Source organism: Cellulomonas triticagri (genome assembly GCF_003696205.1).
GTDB lineage: Bacteria > Actinomycetota > Actinomycetes > Actinomycetales > Cellulomonadaceae > Cellulomonas > Cellulomonas triticagri.
On sequence record NZ_RFFI01000234.1, the window covers coordinates 1 to 2,003 of the forward strand.

Below are 2,003 nucleotides of genomic sequence, written 5' to 3' on the forward strand. Positions count from 1 at the left end.
CCGCACCCGCGCCCGCCGCCGCCCCGGCACCCGAGGCGGTCCCGACCGGCTTCGGCGCCGCCGCGGGCTACGGCCTGGGTGCCGCGCCCGTGCTGCCGGAGGACGACGACGTGACGGTCGCCGCCGTCCGCGCGACCGTGACCGGCCCGTCGGTGGCGGCCCGGCTCGGCGCCGAGGTGTTCGGCACGTTCCTGGTGATGCTCGTCGGCCTGGGCACCGCGCTGTTCGCGGCCCTCACCGGCACGGACAGCATGGGCACGGCCCTGGCGTTCGGCTTCGGCACCGTGGCCGCGTTCCTCGCGGTCTCGCACGTCAGCGGCGGGCACTTCAACCCGGCGATCACCCTGGGCTCGGCGCTGGCCGGGCGGACGCCGTGGGCGCACGTGCTGCCCTACTGGGTCGCGCAGGTGCTCGGTGGCGCGGTCGCCGCGGCGGTGCTGTTCGTCACCGCGTCGTCGCTGACCGCCATCGCGGGCAACGAGCGCGTGCTGATGACGACCCTCGCGAACGGCTTCGGGGAGCACTCCCCCATCGCGACCGCCGCCGGCGGCATGGGCTTCGAGCTGGTCGCCGCGCTGCTGATGGAGGGCGTGCTCACCGCCCTGCTGGTCGGGGTGTTCCTCGGGGCGACCGACCGTCGCGGCCGCCACCACCAGGCGGGCATCGCGTACGGCCTGGCGCTGACGGCGTTCGTGCTGGTGCTCACGCCCGTCACGGGCGGCGCCCTGAACCCGGCCCGGGCCACCGCCGCGGCGATCTTCGCCGAGGGCGCCTGGAGCCAGGTGTGGGTGTTCTGGGTCGCGCCGCTGGTCGGCGCCGCGCTCGCGGGCCTGCTGTACCGCGCGTTCGCGACGGCGCCCGCCGAGGACGACGTCCTGGACGAGGAGATCGAGCTGGACGAGGTCGACGTCGAGGTGCACGCCACGCGCTGACGTCCGCCCGAGCACAGCGACGCCCGCCCGGCCCCCGGCCCGGCGGGCGTCGCCGCGTCCGGGCGACGCCGTGCTCGGACGTCGGGTTCAGGCGGGGACGGGGACGATCTGGGACAGGATCCCGATGGTCAGCGCGAGCCCGGCGAGGACCGTGACGTCGGTGACGCGGCTGCGCACCACCAGCGCCGCGGGTCCGCCGCGGACGACGCCCCGCACGACGGCGCAGCACGCCAGGAACGCCGCGAGGAACAGCGCCCCGGTGGACGCCCCGGCCGCGACCGACAGCGCCACCGAGAACAGCACGGCGGCCAGGATGATCCACAGCGACCAGTTGCGGTCGGCGTCGAGGGACGCCCGGGCGATGGCGCGCGGGTCCAGCGGCCGGCCCTCGGAGTCGAAGCGCTCGTCGGTGGGCGGGGGCAGCGCGTCGTCGTGGCTCACGCGCACCTCCCGCGGTCGTCGGGCGCGGGCCCGGTCGGGTCGCGCTCCGCGGACGAGGGTACCGCGCGCCCCTGGGCCGCCGGCCGGACCCCTGGTGCCGCCGCGCGCCGGGGTTACGGTGGCGTCGTGCCTGGTCCCGGAGGTCCCACCGTCCCGTCCACCCACTCGTCCTCCCTCCCGTCCTCCGTCGGCAGCGCCGCGGCCGGCGACCGCGCTCCCGTCGGGTCGGTGGTCGTCGTGGGCGCCGGGCTCGCCGGGGCACGCACGGTGCTGGAGCTGCGGGCGCAGGGCTTCACGGGTCGGATCACGGTGCTGGGTGCGGAGGACGTCGCCCCGTACGACCGGCCGCCGCTGTCCAAGCACCTGCTGGACCGGCCCGCCCCGGCGTGGCTGTCCGACGAGCTCGGCGCCGACGCCCTCGCCCTCGCCGACGACGTGCGGCTCGGCGCCCGGGCGACGGGCCTGCGGGTGCGCCCGGAGGGCGTGGGGGTCCTGCTCGGCAGGGGTGGTGACGCCGCCGAGGTGGACGCCGACGCCGTGGTCGTCGCGACGGGCGCGGCCGCGGTGCTGCCGCCCGCCTGGTCGGCGGCGCTGACGCTGCACACCGCCGCGGACGCGGTCCGGCTGCGC

At 77.9% G+C, this 2,003-nt stretch carries 3 protein-coding genes; 2 read left to right on the forward strand and 1 reads right to left on the reverse strand.

What is annotated here, in order from left to right:
- Positions 1-932 (forward strand): aquaporin (locus tag EBM89_RS20430; RefSeq protein ID WP_122151391.1); only part of this gene is annotated, 932 nt, incomplete at its 5' end.
- Positions 933-1,019: 87 nt separating this feature from the next.
- On the opposite strand, the gene EBM89_RS20435 is transcribed toward EBM89_RS20430, so the two are convergent.
- Positions 1,020-1,373, reverse strand: a complete 354-nt coding sequence (locus tag EBM89_RS20435) for a DUF3017 domain-containing protein (protein WP_122151392.1) — start codon at positions 1,371-1,373, stop codon at positions 1,020-1,022.
- Between the two features lie 126 nt (positions 1,374-1,499).
- On the opposite strand from EBM89_RS20435, the gene EBM89_RS20440 reads away from it, so the two are divergent.
- Positions 1,500-2,003 (forward strand): FAD-dependent oxidoreductase (locus EBM89_RS20440; protein WP_233571891.1); only part of this gene is annotated, 504 nt, incomplete at its 3' end.